Consider the following 16,678-nt stretch of genomic DNA (forward strand, 5'->3'; position numbering starts at 1 on the left):
CATGTCGTTGAGACGGACCGCCGCCGTCATCGCCGCCGCAGCCGTCGCCGTTCTCGCGATCGCGCCCGCCGCCCGGAGCCAGGCCCAAGCCCCGGCCCCTGTCCAGGCTCCGGCTCCGGTGATGACGGACGTGAGCGACGCCGCCGCCGGGTGGCTGGCCCGGCAGCTCGTGAACGGCGACCACTTCGAGAACGTCCACGACGGCACCACCTACCCCGACCAGGGCCTGACGCTGGACGCGCTGTTCGCGTTCACCGCGGCCGGCGTGGCGTCGGACAGCGCGGACAAGGCGGCCGCGTGGCTCGCCCGGCCGGAGATCATCGACAACTACCTGCGCCTCGGCAAGCCCACCGACTCGTTCGCGGGCCCGCACGCCAAACTCGCGCTGGCCGCCCAGGTGCGCGGTCAGAATCCGACGGACTTCGGTGGCGTCGACCTGATCGCGGGCCTCACCGCGTTGCAGACCCCGTCTGGGCGGTTCAGCGACAAGTCGCAGTACGGCGACTTGTCCAACGGCTTCACCCAGGCGTTCGCGGTGCTGGCGCTGGACCGGTGGCAGGGCGCGCCGAAGGCGGCGGTCGACTACCTCGTCGGCACCCAGTGCCCGGACGGCGGCTTCCCGCTGATCCTGGGCGCGCCGACCTGCGCGTCGCACGTGGACGCCACCACGATGGTGGTGCAGGCGCTGGTCGCGGTCGGCAAGACCGCCGAGGCGGGCAAGGCGCTCGACTGGCTGACCGGCGTGCAGCAGCCCGGCGGCGGGTTCCGCGACGAGGACCAGACCGACGAGGGCAACGCCAACAGCACCGGTCTCGCGGCGCAGGCGTTGCGCGTGGGCGGTCGGACGGCGGCCGCCGACAAGGCTGCCGCGTTCCTGACGTCGTTGCAGGTCGCCTGCGCGGCCGCAGTGGCGGACCGGGGCGCGATCGCGTTCGACAAGACCGGGTTCACGCAGGTCTCGTCGTTGCGGGCGAGCGCTCAGGGTGTCCTCGGCCTGGTGGGGGTGAACTTCGCGGACCTCACGGCGGAGGGCGGCACGCCGGGCGCGCCGGTGCTCGACTGCCCGGTGACCACCACGACGCCGACTTCACCTACTTCGTCCACTTCGGACACCACGACTACCACTGCGACTACGACGACCGACGTCACCGCGACGACCACGACCACGACAACTGCGGCGGCGGTGGTCGTGGTGGGCAATCGTGGCAACCTGGCCCGCACGGGCGTGGAGATCGGCCTGGCGCTGTGGATCGGCGCGCTGCTGCTGGTGGGTGGCGTGCTCACGGTCGTCCTGTCGCGCAGGCGGTATGCGGAGGCCCGGAAGTGAACGGCCGCGACGTCGGAGTCCTCGTCGCTGCGGCGGCCCTGGTCTCCCCCACCGCGCCGTGACGGGTGGGTGGCGGCGAGCCCTGACGGCGTTGACCGTTGTCGGGCTGGTGGTGACGGGCGTTCCGCTGACCGCCCATGCGGCGGACTGCGCGGGCGTGACGGTCGTCGTGGACTTCGGTTCGCTGGGCGGTGGCGTGCGGACGGGCTGTGCTCCGGGTGACCCGTCGTCCGGGACGGCGGCGTTGACCAGCGCGGGGTTCGGGTACACGTTCGCGGCCCGGCAGCCGGGGTTCGTGTGCCGGATCAACGGCCTGCCGGGCAGCGATCCGTGCGTCAACGCGTCCCCGCCCACGGCGTACTGGGCGTACTGGCACGGGCGGCCCGGTGGAGCCTGGACCTACAGCAGCACGAGCGCGAGCGCGTACGACCCCGCGCCGGGGAGCGTGGAGGGCTGGTCGTTCGGTGCGGGCGAGCAGCCCGGCATCGCACCGCCGGCACCCGCGCCCGCCCCCGCACCGGCGCCTCAGCCGACCCAGCCCGTGCCGCAACCACCCACACCACAGCCGGGACAGCCCGCCCAACCTGGTCAGCCCGCACCGCAGCCTGGTCAGCCGACGCAGCAGCCCGCGCAGTCGGAGACACCTGCGCCGACCACGACCCCGGAGACGACGTCCGCGCCGCCCGCTTCGGAGACGGCGACCAGTAGTAGTACGGCATCCGGTTCGTCGGTCACACCGACGAGCACGACATCGGTGGCGGTGGAGCCGACGGCCGGCACGTCGTCCGGTGGCACGGTCGGGCTGGTGGTGGGGCTCGTGGTGATCGCCGCGCTGGCCGTTCTGGGTGTGCGGACCGCGCGGCGGCGGGCCGAGGCAGCGGAGTGAGCCTGCACCGTTGCGTGAATCTCAGCGTTTCTTTCGCTGGTCATCTTCCTGCTTCATCGACCGTTGCCTACCTCGGAGGGTGAGGTCTTACGTGGTCTCCACAGGTGTTTTTCCTCTCCGGGGAACTTCCCGGAGAGGGTCGGCGATGTCAAGGTGTCAGGTCGGCGAGCATCGCGGTGAGCAGGTTGCCCGCCGCGTTGGCGTCCCGGTCGTGCACGACGCCGCAGCCCGGGCATGTCCACGTGCGGTCGGCGAGGATCAGGCCCCGGTTGATCCGACCGCAATCACCACAGGTCCTGGAGGACGGGAACCAGCGGTCGGCTTTCCAGACCCGGGAGCCGTACCAGCTCGATTTGTAGTCGAGTTGGCGGACGAACTCGCCGAACCCGGAATCGGAGACGGCTCGGGCGAACCCGCGGTTCCTGGCCATGCCCTTGACGTTCAGGGTCTCCACCGCGATGGCCGACTTGGTTCTCGCCAGCCGGGTGGTGGTCAGGTGCAGGAAGTCCCGCCTGCGGTCGGCGACCCGCAGGTGCAGCCGCGCCACGCGTTGACGGGCCTTGGCCCGGTTGGCAGAGCCCTCCCGGGAGCGGGCCAGCTTCCGGTTGGCCCCCTTCAGGGCACGCTGGGCGGCCTTGAGCGGCCTGGGTGCGTGGATCTCCTCGATGCCGCCGTCGGTGCCGCGAATGACCACGAAGGTCTTCAGGCCCAGGTCGATGCCGCACTTCGGGGCCCGCTCGTCGACCCGACGTCGTTTGTTGATGTCGTCGCGGTCCACCTCGATCTGGAAGGACACCCACCAGCGCCCGGCCTGCTCATGCACGGTCGCGCCGAGGACGCGGGCATGGCCGATGCCCAGGCGGCCTGACAGTGTCCACCCCGAACACGCGCCCAATCACCGAGCCGCATCCGAAGATCATAACGAAGAAGCGCCAGGAACCGCTGATGAACACCCCATCGGTTCCGTGCCCCGGCGCGTGGTGGCTGTGGGCGTTGTGCCTCGCCGCCGTGGCCAGCCGCACGACCAACCCGGTGCTGCTGGCGCTGGTGATCGCGGTCGCCGGGTACGTGGCCGTGTCGTGCCGCGAGGACACGCCGTGGGCCAGTGCCTACGGGGTGTTCCTCAAGTTCGCGCTGGTGGTGCTCGCGATCCGGGTGGTGTTGCACGTGCTGCTCGGGGGTGTCGGCGGGCCGACGGTGCTGGTGACGTTGCCCGAGATCCCGTTGCCGGAGTGGGCGCGGGGTATCCGGCTGGGTGGTCCGGTCAGTGCCGAAGGGCTGGCTTTCGCGCTGTACCAGGGACTTCAGCTGGCGACGTTGCTGTGTTGCGTGGGCGCGGCGAACGCGTTGGCCAACGCCAAGCGGCTGCTGCGGTCGCTGCCGGCCGCGTTGTACGAGGTGAGCGTGGCGGTGGTGGTGGCGTTGACCGTGGCGCCGCAGTTGGTGGCGAGTGCGCGGTCGGTTCGTCGGGCGCGTGCGTTGCGGGGTGACGCGGTGCGTGGGGTGAAGGCGGTGCGGGTGCTGATGGTGCCGGTGTTGGAGGACGCGTTCGAACGGTCCCTGGTGCTGGCGGCGGCGATGGACTCGCGCGGGTACGGCCGCACGGCGGGGCTGCCGAAGAGGACCCGGGTGGTGACCGGCGTGTTGGTGCTGGGCGGGTTGCTCGGGTTGTGCGTCGGCGCGTACGGGTTGCTCGACGGCAGCGCGCCGGCGGTGGTGGGCACGCCGATGCTGGTGGCGGGTTCGGTGTTGGCGATCGCGGGGCTGTGGACCGGGTCGCGGCGGGTGCGGCGCAGCCGGTACCGACTGGACCGGTGGGGGCCGCGTGAGCTGCTGATCATCGCGTCCGGGCTGGTGGCGGCGTTGGCGACCTACCTCGCACCGGCTTCGCTCGGCGGGGCCGTGCTGACGCCGAGCACGGTGCCGTTGGTGGCGCCCGAACTGCCGTTGCTGCCCGCGATCGGTCTGCTGTGCGCGCTGGCGCCCGTGGTGATCGCCGGTCGGAAGACCCCGAACAGGAAGGCGACATGATCCGGTTCGAGAACGTCTCGGTCACCTACCGCGACGCCGCCGCGCCGGCGTTGGCCGGGGTGGATCTGCACGTGCCGGAGGGCGAGCTGTGCCTGGTGGTCGGGCGCACGGGGTCGGGCAAGTCGACGCTGCTGCGCGCGGTCAACGGTCTCGTGCCGCACTTCACCGGCGGCACGCTCAACGGCAGGGTGCTGGTGGCCGGTCGTGATACCCGCACGCACCCGCCGCGCGAGCTGGCCGACGTGGTCGGGATGGTGGCGCAGGACCCGCAGGCCGGGTTCGTCACGGACTCGGTCGAGGAGGAGCTGGCTTACTCGATGGAGTCGCTGGCGTTGCCCCACCCGGTGATGCGCAAGCGGGTCGAGGAGACGTTGGACCTGCTCGGGTTGGCCGATCTGCGGCACCGGCCGCTGGCGACGTTGTCCGGTGGGCAGCAGCAGCGGGTGGCCGTCGGCGCGGCGCTCACCGCACACCCGAGGGTGTTGGTGCTGGACGAGCCGACGTCGGCGCTCGATCCCGGTGCGGCGGAGGACGTGCTGGCCGCGTTGCACCGGCTCGTGCACGACCTGGGCATGACGGTGTTGATCGCCGAGCACCGGCTGGAACGGGTGGCGCAGTACGCGGACCGGGTGGTGTGGCTGCCGGGCGGTGGACTGCCCCCGGTCGCGGGTGAGCCCGGTCCGGTGTTGGCGGACGCGCCGGTCGCGCCGCCCGTGGTGCGGTTGGGTCAGTTGGCCGGGTGGGAGCCGGTGCCGGTGTCCATCCGGGACGCGCGGCGGCTGGCCGGCCCGCTGCGCGACCGCCTCGCGTCACCACCGGTGGTGTCGGCGGCGCGGTCGGTGGAACTGTTGCGTGCTACGGATCTCCGGGTCCGCTACTCCACTGTGGACGCTCTGCGCGGTGTGTCGCTGAGTGTGGGTGCGGGTGAGAGAGTGGCCGTGATGGGTCGCAACGGTTCGGGCAAGTCGAGTCTGCTGTGGGCGGTGCAGGGCACCGGCAAGCGGTCCGGTGGTGATGTGTCGGTGGACGGTGTGGACCCGGCATCGCTCAAGCCCGGTCCGCGCCGGAAGGCGATCGGCCTGGTGCCGCAGCAGCCTGGGGATCTGCTGTACCTGCACACCGTCGGCGGCGAATGCGCGCAGGCCGATCGCGAGTCGGGGAAGCCCCCTGGCACGTGCCGTGAGTTCCTGGACCGGCTGGCACCCGGCATCCCGGACTCGCAGCACCCGCGCGACCTGTCCGAGGGCCAACGGCTGGCGCTGGTGTTGGCCGTAGCGCTCACCCCGTCGCCGCGCGCGGTGTTGCTGGACGAGCCGACCCGGGGTTTGGACTACCCCGCCAAGTCCCGCTTGGCCGCCGCGTTGCGCGACCTCGCCGACAACGGTCACGCGATCGTGCTGGCCACGCACGACGTGGAGTTCGTCGCCGAGTACGCGACCCGCGTCGTGGTCCTGGCCGAGGGCGCGGTGGTCGCCGACGGCCCGACCGCCGAGGTGGTCACCGCGTCCCCGATCTTCTCACCGCAGGTGGCCAAGGTGCTGGCCCCGCAGCCATGGCTGACCGTGGCCGACGTGCGCGCGGCCCTGGCGGCGCGATGAGCACCTCCCCCATCCGCATCCGGCCACGCGCGACTCTGGCGCTGGCCGTGGCGGCGGCGATCAGTGTGGTGGCGTTCGGGTGGCCGTTGCTGGTCTCCGCCGACGCGGACATCGCCCGGGGCACGACCGCGCCGTGGACGTTCGCCCTGCTCCTGCCGCTCGTGCTGGCCGTGGTGCTGGCGGAGATCAGCGAAGGCGGGTTGGACGCGAAGGCCGTGGCGATGCTCGGCGTGCTGTCTGCGCTGGGCGCGGCGATCCGGCCGCTCGGCGCGGGCACGGCGGGGATCGAGACGGTGTTCTTCCTGCTCGTCCTGGGCGGTCGGGTGTTCGGGCCGGGGTTCGGGTTCGTGCTCGGCAACACGATGTTGTTCGCGTCCGCGCTGCTCACCGGCGGAGTGGGGCCGTGGCTTCCCTACCAGATGCTGGGCGCGGCCTGGGTGGCGTTGGGTGCGGGGCTGTTGCCGTCGATGCGTGTGCCGTCGTTGGGAGGCAGAGCCGAACTGGCGATGCTCGCCGCGTACAGCGCCGCCGCCTCACTGGTCTACGGGCTGCTGCTGAACCTGTCGTTCTGGCCGTTCGCGTTGGGCGCGGGCGCCACATCGTTGTCCTACCAGCCGGGCGGGCCGATCCTGGACAACCTCGTGCGCGTGGTCGCGTTCAGCCTTGCCACGTCCCTCGGCTGGGACGTCGGCCGCGCGATCACCACCACGATCCTCGTCCTCGCGACCGGCCCGGTGCTGCTGCGAACACTGCGCCGGGCCGCCCGCAAGGCGTCGTTCGGCGAACCCGTGTTCAGCGCGGCAACTGCGCCGCAACCTCCGCCAGCGCGTCCAGCACCTCCGGCGTGACATAGCCGGCGGCGACCTCGGCCTCGGCGACGGTGACCGTGGTCCGGTCCCGGTCCGAGCCGTAGTTGTCCCCGCTGAACGCGATGTCCGCCAAGCCGACCATGCCGCCACCCAACGGCGTGACGTCGCCGGTGCCGGACGCGTCCATCAGGTCCTGGAACTTCCGCGCGTCACCGCGTGACGAGAACCCGACCCACGCCACCGCGATCACCGCCGAGTTGCCCGCGTCGTCGCCGACGGTGAACAGCACCCGGTCCATCGACGTGCACCCGGACTGCTGCAAGAACTCCCGCACACCGCCGAACGACGCCGCCACGCACTCCGTCTGCTGCTTCGCGGTCTGCTTGAGCCCGTGCAACCCCATCCGCCGCCACGCGCCCTCGGCGTCACCCCGTCGTGCCAGGTCACCGCCCTCGGCCTTGCGCGCCGCGACGCTCGCCCCCGGACCACCGCCACCGGAGCCGCCCGTGCTGAGACCGACCGCTCCCCCGTACCCCATCGCGCCGAGCGCGACCAACCCGACCAACAGCACCGACCCGGTTCGCCCGCCCCCGCCGGCGACCGGCCGCACACGGCCTTTCTCATCCGCGTAGAAACCCTTGGGCACAGTGACCTCCTCCCCCACAGGAAGGTTTAGCAACGCTGGGGGTAGCGAGACCCGATTTTCGCGGAGATCCCCTCGAAGAGCGCAAACCGAACGGTCGGTTCACTGACCGTGAGTAATCCGCCACGTGTCGTAGTCCTCCGGTGAGCCCACACCGTCGTCCAGCACCGAGCGGTAGACGTCGAAGCTGCGGTAGTCCGGCCGCGAGTGCTTGATCATCAGGATCACCGCCCGCGCCTCCGGTGTGATCCGGCCCGGCAACGCGCGCACGTGCCCGAGATCGGGTTGGCGTTCCGGTTCGTCCACGAACCAGATGTCCAGGTTCCACTCCGGCCCGGTGTCGTCGCGGTACTTCACGCCCAGGTACAGGCCGTCCGGGTAGGCGTCCGGTTCGGCGTTCCAGCGGCCGTGGTCCTTGCGGAACTGTGCCACGCGCACCCGCTCGGACAACGCCAGTTCCGCAGCGACCCGCACCACCGCGCCAACGTCCAGCACCGGGCACACCACGGTGATGTCGACGTCCGGCACCACCATCAGGCCCAACGCCGAACTGCCCGTGCGCACCGGCTCGCCGAGCGCCGACAGCAGCCGGTCCAGCCCGAGGTCCGCCACGACCCCGTCCGCCTGCGCTTGCAACTCACCCTGCCGCCGCAGCAACTCGTCGATCATGACCCCAGTATCGCCGCTACGCGATCACCCGGCGGCGGGCGGCCAGCAGCAGGGCCAGCCCGAGCACCGACATGACCAGGCCCATGCCGTACGCGGTGCGGTAGCCGAGGTGCTGGGCCAGGCCCAGCAGCGGCCCGGCCAGCATCGCGCTGGTCTTGGCCGTGTTCGTGTAGAGCGTGCTGGCGTAACCCGGCCGGTCCGGCGCGAGGTCCTGGAAGTACGAGATGCCCACGCCCATCACCGCGGAGATCACCACTGCGTGCAGCACCTGCGCGGCCATCACCTGCCAGGTCGCCTGGGTGGCGAGCATGATCGCGTAGTACGCCAGCGCCACCGCGCCGCCCGCCAGCACGAGCACCCGGTGGTTGAACCGGATCGCCAACGCGCCGAAGCCGAGCATCAGCGGGATCTCCAGGGCCGCGCACAGACCCAGCACCAGACCCGCGTCACCGGCCGTGCCGCCCAGGTTCTCGGTGATGAACAACGGCATCGCCGCCACACCGACCGCCGTCGCGCCTTGCAGCAGCACGAACGCCGAAGCCGCGAGCACGACCTCCCGCCGCAGCCCGGACTCCCGCCGCACCTCGTGCGACGGCGTGGCGGACGGCCCCAGCTCGGGCAGCCACACCAACGTCACCACCACGGCCAGCACGTACACCGCGGCGCTGGCGGCGAACAGGCCGGTGAACCCGCCGCCCACGATGAGCAGCGCACCCAGCGGCGGCCCGCCGACCCAGGCGATCGACATCGTCATCCGCAGGCCGCTCATCACCAACGGCGCCTTGGCTGACCCGCTGCGTTCCAGCAATTGGCGCGCATAGGCGAACATCTGCGGCATCTGCGAGGACGCGACCGCCGACAACGTGACCGCCACCACCATCAGCAGCCAGTAGTCGCGCAGGACCGCGAGCAGCACCCACGCCAGCGCACCCGCCACCCCAGCCACCGCCAGCAGCGTGCGGCGGATCGCCCGCGAGTCGGAGAACCGGCCGATCAGCGTGCTCACCAGCATCGACACCAGTGCGCTGACCAACAGGAACGCCCCGACCGCGACCGGACCCGCCTGCACTTCCTTGATCAGGAACAGCGACATGAACGGGCTCGCCAGCGCATACCCGACGCCCGTCAGCAGGCTCACCGACACCAACGGGACGAAGGGCCGGGAACGGGTCGGGGCAGGGGTCTTGCTCAGCGCGGACACACCGGCGATCCTCGCCGCCCACAGGGGCGGCGAGGAAGCGGATTTCCGGCACCCGCACCGGTGAGAGCGCTCACACCCGGCCGCGGTGACCGCGGGCCAGGAGGTTTCGAGTTCCGGAACGACCCGGAACGCACGGAGGTGACATGCGTCTGCACGCCCGATGACATGACCACCCCGGACCCTCCCCCTGAACGACAGGGGAAGGGGAACGGGCATGGATTACGCCTTCGAGGCGGAAGGCCTGGTCAAGCGGTACGGGAAGACCACCGCGCTGGCCGGTGTCGATCTCGCCGCACGACCGGGCACGGTACTGGGGGTGCGTTCTCGGTGAGCTGGGTGTTCGTGCTGGTGGGGATGCTGGCGCGGCAGGCGGGCACGGTGCAGGGCATCGCGTTCCTGACCCTGTTCCCGATGACGTTCGGCACCAGCATGATCGCGCCGGCGGAGACGTTGCCGGGCTGGCTGCGGTCGTGGGTGGAGATCAACCCGGTGACTCACGTGATGGACGCGTCACGCGGCCTGCTGGTCGGCGGCCCGGTCGCCGGACCCGTGGCGTGGACGCTGTTCTGGTCGGCACTGTTCGTCGCCGTCTTCGCCCCACTGGCCGTCCACGCCTACCGCCGCCGCACGTGACCGACGGCGGTAGGAGCACGGCCCGTCGAACGCGCCGGATTCAGGTCGACGGTGGGTAGCCGTCGTAGTCGTGCCAGCCGTCGGGTTGGGCCATCAGTTCGTGCCAGGTGGGCCAGGCGACCTGCGTCTTCTGCCGAACGAGTTCGCCCGGCATGCTGAACGGCGGAGCCTTCTGCGGCTTGTCGAGCGCCTGGTCGACGATCGCGTCGTAGAGCACGGCACCGGCGTGCAGGCGCGGCAGGACCGCGTGGACGCGGTCGGCGTAGCCCGGCGGCAGGGCAGGGGAACCGGCACCGAGGTCGTACCCGGCACCGGCCGTGACCAGGGCGATCTCGGGCCGCTTGCGCATCGCGACGTCGAAGCAGGTGTGCAGCGCGATCGCGTCCCAGACGATTTCGACCCGCTGTGGTGGCAGCCCCTGCTCGGTGAGGAAGCGAGCGGCCAGGTCGGCGCCGTCGAGTTCGAAGGGCTGATCGCCGTTGCCCTCGCCGCTGAGCCCGGCGTCGTGCAGCACACAGCCCAGGAACAGCAGTTCGTCGTCGTAGTCGTGATCGGGCCGCAGACCGCGTTGTCCACCGAGGAATCGCCCGTAGAGATAGGTCCGCATGCTGTGGTTGAAGATCGCCGGATCCTCGATGCCCCGCGCGAAGCGGATCGCGTTGCGGGTCAGGTCGGTCAGCGGAAACGGCAGTTCCCGGTATGGGTCGGTCACGTCGGGCACCGGGCTCACGCTCCCGTGGCCGAGCCGGGACGCACGATCATCAGCACGACGACGGCCGCCCACAGCAGGTTGTAGATGCCGGCGAGCATCGAGAGCCCGCGCAGCCGCGTGCCGTCGTCCGGCTCGTCGAGGGCGTCACGCTGGCCCGGAGCGATCCGCAGGGCCAGCAGGGCGCCGGCGGCGGCGGTGAGGACCATGGAGATGGTGATCCAAATTTCGCCCATGCGGCCCTGCGTGGCGGCCAGGACGATCCCGGCGACCGGGACGACGATGCCGGCGATGCCGTAGCCCCGGGTGACGCGGTGCAGCGCGCCGGCCACCGCGCGGTTGCGCTCTCCCGGGGCGTCCGGCGACGAGCCGACCGCGGCGCCGGACGCCCCCACGGGAACGCCTGATGCGACCGGCGCGTAGCGGGGGAACAGGCTCGTCGCGATCGCCGACCCTCCGACGAACACGATGGCGGCCAGTACGTGCAACGACAGCAACACCTTTTCCATGATCTCTCCACGCTCGGCAACCTTCAGGGTGACTGAAGCCTAGCATCAAGCTTCAGTCACCCTGAAGGTTTGCGGAGGAAGATCACCACCCGCGACGCCGTCGTGCGAGCGGGTCAGGACGTGGTGGTGCTCCCGAAGGCAGCGCGGACGGCATCGCCCACCTGCCGTTGGATCGGATCCGAGTCCGGGCCGAACAAGCGGTCGTCGACCTCGGCCACCGCGGCCCTCGCCGACTGGAGCAGACGCGCGCCCTCCGGGGTGACCTCGATGGCGGAGGCGGAACCGGGGCGGGCGGTGTTGTCGCGGACCAGCCCGGCGCCGACGAGTGCCTTCACCGCCGTGTGCGCGGTCTGCACCGTGGTCCCGGACATCCGCGCGAGGTCGCTGAACGACACCCCGGGCACGCCGGCGATGTGACCGAGCAGTCCGAGCCGGCTGACCGTGAGGTCGAGTGGTGCGAGAACGGCGTTGAGCTCGGTCTCGATCCGGCGCGCCAACGTCAACACGACGATGGAGGTGCTGGTCACCGGTGGAGTGGAGCGGCCGTTCTCGTTGGTCACCCGGTGATTGTCCCCTACCGCGTCGCCCACCGACCGTCCACGGCGTGTGCGCCTGGCGCACCGTTTCCGCAGGCACGCCGGCATTCGACGCGCGGTGAACACCAAGCTCAGGCGGGAGTGTGGACCAGGGCGATGGCGTCGGGGCGGTCGAGGGCGGCGCCGGTGGCGTAGGCGAGGTCGAAGGCAGCGTCGCCCACGTCCGCGCGGAGGCGGTCGGTCAGGCGGGCCACCTCCGGGTTGCGGGCGTCGGGCGCGCCGCGCAGTTGCTCGGCCGCACCGAGGACCTTGGCCGCGTGCATGGGGTTGCCGTGGTGGGCGTGCAGGGCCGCCAACGCGACGCCGACCTTGGCCAGCACCGGCATGTCCTTGGACCTCATCGCGTGTTCGGCGGCTTCGGCGAGCATCGTCTCCGCCGCCGCGCGGCCACCCCGCTCAACGCCTGGGACAACGCGAACCGGTCACCCACCTCCCGCAGACCGGTGACCGCGGTGGTGATGTCGTCACGCGCGCCCCGCATGTCGCCGTCGTTCTCCCGGACCGCGCCGCGCACCATCCACAGCACCGCCCGCGTCCACGGATCGGGCACGTCCTGCAGCCGGTCGACCGCCTCCAGCGTCCGCGCGGCGTCGTCGAGGAACAGGCCGAGCATCGGCCGAGCTGTCCGGCCACCCTTTCCACGTCGGCGGACCGGCCCACCAGACTGGTCAACGGCATCCGCAGGTTGCCCGCCGCGTCGACCAACGCCGGTCCGCGCCACAACGCCACCGCGTCCGCCGCCAGTCGCCGGGCAGTCATCGGATCACCACCGGCCAACGCGATCCTGATCTCGCGGGCGAGCCGGTCGAACCGGAGCGCGTCGACAGCGTCGGCGGGCTTGTCGTCCGGCCACAGCGCGTCGGCCAGTTCCTCGGTGGTGACGACCCGGCCCGCGGCCACGGCCAGCCGGACCAGCAGCGCACGCACCCTGGCGCCGCCGATCTCCACCGCGGTGCTGTCCGCCGTCACCTCCAGCGGCCCCAAACCCCCACCCGCATGCGGTCACTGTGCCACGATCACCCCGAACGGGCTGCGCACGCTCCCGGCCATTTCGTCGAACTCTTCACCCGCCGACCGCCCGGAAGTCCTCAGGAGCGCTCCCCCGACGAACACTCTCGGTGTCCCCCGACCCCTGGAACGGCTGGCGGTGACAAAAAACTTGCACGGTTTTCCGCAATATTGCGGAAGCGTTCGGACATCCGACCATTCGACCCGTAACAATGTCAGGCATGCGCGCTAACGAATACCCCGAGCAACCGATAACGCCGCTATGGACGAGGATTCCACTCCGGCGGAACGAGTGCGCGCGCCCGAACGCCGGAACACGGCGTCCGAACGTGTGAACCGCGCCGACGCAGACCGAGCAACCACCTGGGGTGCCGGATGAACCGAATGGTCGAACTCGAAGCAGTCCTGTCCCGGTCCGCCCCGGACCGGCAGGCGGCACGGCGCCTCGCCGTGGACTTGGCGCGCTCGCTGGACGCGCTGAGCGCGCGCCGGGACGTGGACAGACTGCTGCGCTGTGCCTCCGCGCTGACCCGGATCGGCTCAGCCGACGCCGCGGACGCGCTGCTGATCGCCATGCTCGCCCTGGTGGACCCGACCGGTCCGGAAGCGGCGAGGGTGCGCGACCAGCAGGCGCTGGCGTCCGTGGCCCGCGGTCGGCGGGACCCGAGCATCGTCGCGTCGCGTCACGCGCGGCGCAGGGCGCCGGGCACGGCGTTCGGCCGGGGTGCTCCCCTGCGCCAGGTGGTCGGTGACTTCCTCGACCCGCTGCCGGTGCCCGACCCGGTCGCGGTGGGCTCGGTCGCGGTGGCCTTCGAACCGGTGAAACCGACCGAGACCGGCGCGCTGGAACTGGCATTACAGCGCAACGCGGCCGTGCTCGGCTCGAACCACCCGCAGACGTGCGTGCTGCGGCTGAACCTGACGTGCGCGCGGTTCCGGATCGCCCGCGACCACGGTGACGCCGAGGAGGTCGCCGAGGCGTTGGCCGACCTGCGGGACGCGACCGACCGGGCGTTGAGCTCGCTGGGCACGCATCACCCCCGGGCGCTGGTCGCGCAGGCCAACCTGGCGTCGGCGGAGTTCGAGCTGGCCAGGGTGCGCCGGTCCGCCGAACGGGCCCGGCTGGCACTGCCCAGCCTGCGCTCGGCCGCCGACCGCACCGCCACCAGGCTGGGCGCGGACCACCCGCACGCGGTGATCGCGACGTCCAACCTGGCGTCCGCGGAACTGGAGCTGGCGCACCTCGAAGGCACCCGCGGACAGGCGCAACGCCTGCTCGACGTGGTGCGCGACGCGTCGATGCGGTCGGTGTCGGCGCTGGGCCCCGACCACCCGGCCGTGCTGGCGCTGGACGAGCAGCGGCGGGCGTGCGAGGCGCTGCTGTCCGGTGTGGGGCCCGACCCGTCGTTCGAGCGCGGCTACGCGTCGTTCGCCGACGCGGGCCGGTCGCTGGCCACGGCGAAGTCGACCACGCCCGCCGTGCGGCAGAGCATCGCGATGGCGGAGTGGCCGCCGGGCACCCTGCTCGCCCGGCTGCGCGAGAGCAGCCGGCAGGAGCTGCTGACCCTGGGCACCACGGTCCGCTACGCCGCCGACCGGGAGATCATCGTCCAGGACTCCTCCGACACGCACGCCTTCCTGCTGCTCGAAGGCGTGGTGAAGGTGCTGGTCAACGACGCCAGTGGAGACACCGCCGTCCTCACCGTGCGGGTCGCGGGAGACCTGATCGGCGAGCTCGCCTCACTGGACCACAAGCCGCGTTCGGCCACGGTCGTGACCTGTGGTGACGTCACCGCGAAGCTGATCACCAGCGCCGAACTGCACGGGTTCCTGCACCGCCGCAACGACGGGTTCGTCGAGCTGATCGGGGTGATCGACGACCAGCTGCGGTGGGCGAACCGGCGGCGGCGCGACTTCCTGTCCCACACCGCCGCCGAGCGGGTGGCGCGGGTGCTGGCCGAGCTGGTCGGCGCGCACGGCAGGCAGGAAGTCGGCGGCTGGGTGCTGGGCATCCCGCTGACCAAGGTGGAGCTGGCGTCGATCGCCGGGATGAAGCCGCGCACGGCCGAGAAGGCGTTCGCCGACCTGCGCAAGGCGGGTGTGGTGGTGAGCCACCTGCGGCGGGACGTGGTCGTACCCGACCTGGACGCGCTGCGGAGGTTCGCGCGCTTGTGATCAACCGCGCGTTCTGATCGGCGGCGCGTTCTGATCGTCGCGGTCACATCGGTGGCGTCCGGTCCGCCGGGGTGGGTGACGGACGCGAACGTGCGGACCTCGCGGCGGACATGTCGGCGGCGCCCGGTTCGGACCGGTTGGTGGGGTCGGCGATGGCCGTGATGACCACCGCCGTGCGCCCCGCGCTTATCCGGTGAACCACCCGTCGATCAAGGGGTTGCGGAATTTGCCGGTGGGGTCGAGTCCGGCGCGCAGTTCGGCGAACCGGGCCCAGTTCTCGTACCGCTCGCCGGGGTCCGCGATTTCGAACAACTTGCCCCAGTGCGGGCGCGGGCGCCACGGGCTGAGCGCGTCCTCGATCTTGCGGAGCACCGTGCGCACGGCGGTGTCGTCCGGCTGCCAGGTGAAGTGGAAGGCGACGCTCGGCCGGCCGTGCACCGGGCTCAGCCACTGCGTGTCGGCCGCGACCGTGCGGACCTCGGAGGTCAGCAGCACGGGCGTGATCTCGGCGGCCAGGTCGTTCAACGCGGTCAGCGCCTCGGCCGCGTGCTCACGGGCCACGAAGTACTCGGACTGGAGTTCGGCGCCGACGCTCGGCGTGAAGTCGGCGCGGAAGTGCGGCAGCCGTTCGTGCCACGGGCCGGGCACGCCGAGCTGGGTCGTGCAGTGCAGGGCGGGCTGACCGGGCACGGGGTGGCGCGGCTCGGTGGCCGGCATCGCTCCCGTCCAGGTCAGGTCGTTCTCGGGGTCGGTCGTGCGGCGCTTGGCGAACACGTGCGCGACGCCCTGCCAGGTGGTGAAGGCGCTGACGCTGTAGGCACTGGCGAAGATCGTGTCGACGTTCGCGACCAGGGCGTCGAACGGCATGTTGTCGTAGATCCGCTGCTCGACCTCGAAGGTCGGCACGACGTCCAGCTCCACCGCCACCACCACGCCGAGCGACCCGAACGCCACCACGGCCCCGTCGAACCCGGCGTCCGCCCTGCTCAGGGTGGTGATGCCGCCGTCGGCGGTGACGAGGTCGAGCGACCGGACCAGACTCGCGAGGGACGGGACGTCGTTGCCCGAGCCGTGGGTGGCGGTCGCGCACGCGCCGGTGATGGTGATGTGCGGCAACGACGGCATGGCGGGCAGCGCGAGCCCGGCGTCGTGCAGCAGCTCCGCGAGCCGCGCCAACCGCATCCCGGCGCCGACCCGCACCGACCCGGTGCGGACCTCGAACACCTCGGGCATCCGGTCGAGGTTGATCAGCGTGCCGGCGGTGTCGGCGATCGTGCTGAACGAGTGGCCGGCACCGACCACGTGCGCCGACTCGGCCGCCTTGACCACGTCCCGGACCTCCTCGACCGAGGTCGGCTGCACGGTCCGTGCGGCGGAGAAGGTGAAGTTGCCTGCCCAGTTGGTGCTCACCGGCCAGATTCTGCCCCATCACCACCTGGCTCCTTCCCGACCAGGGCTCGTCGTGGGCACGGGAGGGAACGGATCAGCCGCGCTTCTCGTCCCACGCCGGGAGGTGCCGTGATGCTGCGCTACATGATGTTGGTCGGGGCGTTGTGCGCCGGGTGCGCGCCGTTTCTGTCCGGTGGGGTGCCCCGGCCGGACGTGGACGTCACGGTGATCGGGTTGGCGGTGGGTGTCGTCGGCGCAGCGGCACTGGCTCTGGGAAGTCAGCGGTCGATGCGAGTGTTTGCAGGTCTCTTGGGCACCGGCTTGGCAGCGGTGGTGTGGTGGCTGCTGGTGTCGGACCTGCTCACCGGCTTGACCGGGGACGACTTGCCGGTGCTGGCGGTGGGGTCGCTCGCCGTCGCGGCGGGAGCGATCAGTTTGGCCGAATGGCGGACACACCCCGCCGAGGACACGGCAGAACGGCGGACCCTGCCGGAT

17 protein-coding genes and 2 pseudogenes are annotated in these 16,678 nt (G+C 71.6%); 8 read left to right on the forward strand and 11 right to left on the reverse strand.

What is annotated here, in order from left to right; all coding sequences use genetic code 11:
• Window position 1: 1 nt before the first annotated feature.
• Together ALI22I_RS24585 and ALI22I_RS49565 are read left to right on the forward strand one after the other, a co-directional pair.
• Complete coding sequence (locus ALI22I_RS24585) at window positions 2-1,327, forward strand: prenyltransferase/squalene oxidase repeat-containing protein (RefSeq protein WP_077007887.1); 1,326 nt, start codon at window positions 2-4, stop codon at window positions 1,325-1,327.
• 91 nt (window positions 1,328-1,418) lie between these two features.
• Entirely contained in the window at window positions 1,419-2,213 is a 795-nt protein-coding gene (locus tag ALI22I_RS49565) for a hypothetical protein (RefSeq protein WP_143532409.1), read from the forward strand.
• A gap of 148 nt (window positions 2,214-2,361) precedes the next feature.
• Here ALI22I_RS49565 and ALI22I_RS24595 read toward each other — a convergent pair whose 3' ends face one another.
• A complete protein-coding gene (locus ALI22I_RS24595; protein WP_202971061.1) occupies window positions 2,362-3,036 on the reverse strand; it encodes an RNA-guided endonuclease InsQ/TnpB family protein in 675 nt (224 codons plus the stop codon).
• A 122-nt stretch (window positions 3,037-3,158) separates the two neighbouring features.
• Between ALI22I_RS24595 and ALI22I_RS24600 the strand changes: the two genes are divergently transcribed.
• The 3 genes from ALI22I_RS24600 to ALI22I_RS24610 are packed head-to-tail and all read left to right on the forward strand — an operon-like array spanning window position 3,159 to window position 6,690.
• Window positions 3,159-4,244: a CbiQ family ECF transporter T component gene (locus ALI22I_RS24600; RefSeq protein ID WP_077007979.1), complete on the forward strand. Its 1,086-nt coding sequence runs from the start codon at window positions 3,159-3,161 to the stop codon at window positions 4,242-4,244.
• Window positions 4,241-5,842, forward strand: a complete 1,602-nt coding sequence (locus tag ALI22I_RS24605; protein WP_077007889.1) for an ABC transporter ATP-binding protein — start codon at window positions 4,241-4,243, stop codon at window positions 5,840-5,842. Before ALI22I_RS24600 ends, ALI22I_RS24605 begins: the two co-directional genes overlap by 4 nt.
• Entirely contained in the window at window positions 5,839-6,690 is an 852-nt protein-coding gene (locus tag ALI22I_RS24610; RefSeq protein ID WP_083751976.1) for an ECF transporter S component, read from the forward strand. Before ALI22I_RS24605 ends, ALI22I_RS24610 begins: the two co-directional genes overlap by 4 nt.
• On the opposite strand, the gene ALI22I_RS24615 is transcribed toward ALI22I_RS24610, so the two are convergent.
• From ALI22I_RS24615 to ALI22I_RS24625, 3 genes are all read right to left on the reverse strand, one after another.
• Window positions 6,635-7,297, reverse strand: a complete 663-nt coding sequence (locus ALI22I_RS24615) for a hypothetical protein (RefSeq protein ID WP_083751977.1) — start codon at window positions 7,295-7,297, stop codon at window positions 6,635-6,637. The genes ALI22I_RS24610 and ALI22I_RS24615 overlap by 56 nt on opposite strands.
• Before the next feature lie 99 nt (window positions 7,298-7,396).
• Window positions 7,397-7,963: a hypothetical protein gene (locus tag ALI22I_RS24620; RefSeq protein ID WP_077007891.1), complete on the reverse strand. Its 567-nt coding sequence runs from the start codon at window positions 7,961-7,963 to the stop codon at window positions 7,397-7,399.
• A gap of 16 nt (window positions 7,964-7,979) precedes the next feature.
• Window positions 7,980-9,164, reverse strand: a complete 1,185-nt coding sequence (locus ALI22I_RS24625) for a sugar efflux transporter (RefSeq protein WP_077007892.1) — start codon at window positions 9,162-9,164, stop codon at window positions 7,980-7,982.
• Between the two features lie 214 nt (window positions 9,165-9,378).
• Between ALI22I_RS24625 and ALI22I_RS49570 the strand changes: the two are divergent.
• Both ALI22I_RS49570 and ALI22I_RS24630 read left to right on the forward strand, forming a co-directional pair.
• Window positions 9,379-9,483, forward strand: a pseudogene (locus ALI22I_RS49570) (daunorubicin/doxorubicin resistance ABC transporter ATP-binding protein DrrA); the annotation flags it as partial.
• Between the two features lie 8 nt (window positions 9,484-9,491).
• Window positions 9,492-9,797 (forward strand): ABC transporter permease, encoded by a 306-nt coding sequence (locus tag ALI22I_RS24630; RefSeq protein WP_238598544.1) that lies wholly within the window; start codon window positions 9,492-9,494, stop codon window positions 9,795-9,797.
• 40 nt (window positions 9,798-9,837) lie between these two features.
• On the opposite strand, the gene ALI22I_RS24635 is transcribed toward ALI22I_RS24630, so the two are convergent.
• The 6 genes and pseudogenes from ALI22I_RS24635 to ALI22I_RS55665 form a co-directional block, all read right to left on the reverse strand.
• A complete protein-coding gene (locus ALI22I_RS24635) occupies window positions 9,838-10,509 on the reverse strand; it encodes an HD domain-containing protein (protein WP_202971062.1) in 672 nt (223 codons plus the stop codon).
• 14 nt (window positions 10,510-10,523) lie between these two features.
• Window positions 10,524-11,015, reverse strand: a complete 492-nt coding sequence (locus ALI22I_RS24640; protein WP_077007894.1) for a hypothetical protein — start codon at window positions 11,013-11,015, stop codon at window positions 10,524-10,526.
• Between the two features lie 113 nt (window positions 11,016-11,128).
• Entirely contained in the window at window positions 11,129-11,575 is a 447-nt protein-coding gene (locus ALI22I_RS24645) for a MarR family winged helix-turn-helix transcriptional regulator (protein ID WP_077007981.1), read from the reverse strand.
• Between the two features lie 107 nt (window positions 11,576-11,682).
• On the reverse strand, window positions 11,683-11,979 hold the full coding sequence (locus ALI22I_RS24650) for a hypothetical protein (protein WP_077007895.1): 297 nt from the start codon (window positions 11,977-11,979) through the stop codon (window positions 11,683-11,685).
• Window positions 11,949-12,224, reverse strand: a complete 276-nt coding sequence (locus tag ALI22I_RS53885; RefSeq protein ID WP_179118327.1) for a hypothetical protein — start codon at window positions 12,222-12,224, stop codon at window positions 11,949-11,951. Before ALI22I_RS53885 ends, ALI22I_RS24650 begins: the two co-directional genes overlap by 31 nt.
• A gap of 86 nt (window positions 12,225-12,310) precedes the next feature.
• Window positions 12,311-12,580: pseudogene (locus ALI22I_RS55665) on the reverse strand (AfsR/SARP family transcriptional regulator); the annotation flags it as partial.
• Window positions 12,581-12,994: 414 nt separating this feature from the next.
• Here ALI22I_RS55665 and ALI22I_RS53890 point away from each other — a divergent pair.
• On the forward strand, window positions 12,995-14,794 hold the full coding sequence (locus tag ALI22I_RS53890; protein ID WP_238598545.1) for a Crp/Fnr family transcriptional regulator: 1,800 nt from the start codon (window positions 12,995-12,997) through the stop codon (window positions 14,792-14,794).
• A 186-nt stretch (window positions 14,795-14,980) separates the two neighbouring features.
• Here ALI22I_RS53890 and ALI22I_RS24665 read toward each other — a convergent pair whose 3' ends face one another.
• Complete coding sequence (locus ALI22I_RS24665; protein ID WP_202971064.1) at window positions 14,981-16,204, reverse strand: FAD-binding protein; 1,224 nt, start codon at window positions 16,202-16,204, stop codon at window positions 14,981-14,983.
• Window positions 16,205-16,678 lie beyond the last annotated feature (474 nt).

This window comes from Saccharothrix sp. ALI-22-I (genome assembly GCF_001984175.1).
GTDB lineage: Bacteria > Actinomycetota > Actinomycetes > Mycobacteriales > Pseudonocardiaceae > Actinosynnema.

Excerpts from the sequence above, each read along its gene's own strand:
- ALI22I_RS24585 (WP_077007887.1), top strand. The coding sequence starts at position 2 with ATGTCGTTGAGACGGACCGCCGCCGTCATCGCCGCCGCAGCCGTCGCC.
- ALI22I_RS24600 (WP_077007979.1), top strand. The coding sequence starts at position 3,159 with ATGAACACCCCATCGGTTCCGTGCCCCGGCGCGTGGTGGCTGTGGGCG.
- ALI22I_RS24605 (WP_077007889.1), top strand. The coding sequence starts at position 4,241 with ATGATCCGGTTCGAGAACGTCTCGGTCACCTACCGCGACGCCGCCGCG.
- ALI22I_RS24610 (WP_083751976.1), top strand. The coding sequence starts at position 5,839 with ATGAGCACCTCCCCCATCCGCATCCGGCCACGCGCGACTCTGGCGCTG.
- ALI22I_RS24620 (WP_077007891.1), bottom strand. The coding sequence starts at position 7,963 with ATGATCGACGAGTTGCTGCGGCGGCAGGGTGAGTTGCAAGCGCAGGCG.
- ALI22I_RS24640 (WP_077007894.1), bottom strand. The coding sequence starts at position 11,015 with ATGGAAAAGGTGTTGCTGTCGTTGCACGTACTGGCCGCCATCGTGTTC.
- ALI22I_RS24650 (WP_077007895.1), bottom strand. The coding sequence starts at position 11,979 with ATGCTCGCCGAAGCCGCCGAACACGCGATGAGGTCCAAGGACATGCCG.
- ALI22I_RS53885 (WP_179118327.1), bottom strand. The coding sequence starts at position 12,224 with ATGCTCGGCCTGTTCCTCGACGACGCCGCGCGGACGCTGGAGGCGGTC.
- ALI22I_RS53890 (WP_238598545.1), top strand. The coding sequence starts at position 12,995 with ATGAACCGAATGGTCGAACTCGAAGCAGTCCTGTCCCGGTCCGCCCCG.